Here is a 790-nt window from a genome sequence, read left to right as displayed (position 1 = left end):
TAGACGGCGCCACGGTCACACAGTCCACACAAACCAATGCTCAAGGCCAAACCATCGAAACTGTCACTGTGGCTCCGATATCAAGCAATCGCCAAGACACTAATAGCAATACGCCTGATGCCGATGTGCCCTTGCATTTTGACAACAATGATAGCACTCAAGTCGTTACCTCCATCAGCTTGCCAACAGGCGTTGGTATTACCGCTCGTGGCAATAGCACAGCAGCTCAGCAAAACACTGCCAACGACTTGATTAGTCTCATTCAAAGCACTACAACAGATGAAGAGGCGGATGATGAGTCCGACATGGAAAATGCCGGCACCACCTTCCTCGACAATTTACTCAACAGTAGCAACTCTCTTTGGGTCAACCAAGTGACCTTAACCACCTCGTCAAGCAATGCAGGCACCACACCGATTCGCTTAACCGGTTCCAATAACACCAGCTTCCAAGAAGCCGTCGTTATTGATATGCGCCAGTTACCCAGCGGTTCACTCTTGCAGTTGGACGATATTGAATTCTCCGTGATTACAGGCAGTGCAACGATACGCGGCGGGGCAGGCTCCAACACCGTCTTTGCGGGACAAGGTACACAAAACATTGTACTTGGTGCAGAAGACGACGAGCTGCACGGTGGTGCGGGGGATGACACCGTCGGCTCGAAAGGCGGCGATGACCAGCTCTATGGTGATAAAGGCAACGATTTAGTCGTCGGTGGTACAGGAAACGATACGCTTTACGGCGGCACAGGGAACGATGTCCTTCAGGGCGCACAAAGCTCTCAAGGTCA

General features: G+C 51.6%; 1 protein-coding gene. It reads left to right on the top strand.

The genetic code is table 11. The features are described from left to right. Window positions 1–790: calcium-binding protein (locus tag AYW75_RS18400; RefSeq protein WP_407943040.1), on the top strand; the 790-nt coding region annotated here is incomplete at both ends.

This window comes from Marinomonas atlantica, from assembly GCF_001639725.1.
Lineage (GTDB): Bacteria > Pseudomonadota > Gammaproteobacteria > Pseudomonadales > Marinomonadaceae > Marinomonas > Marinomonas atlantica.
Note: the sequence above shows the minus strand (reverse complement) of the source record. Positions and strands in the feature narration are given on the sequence as shown.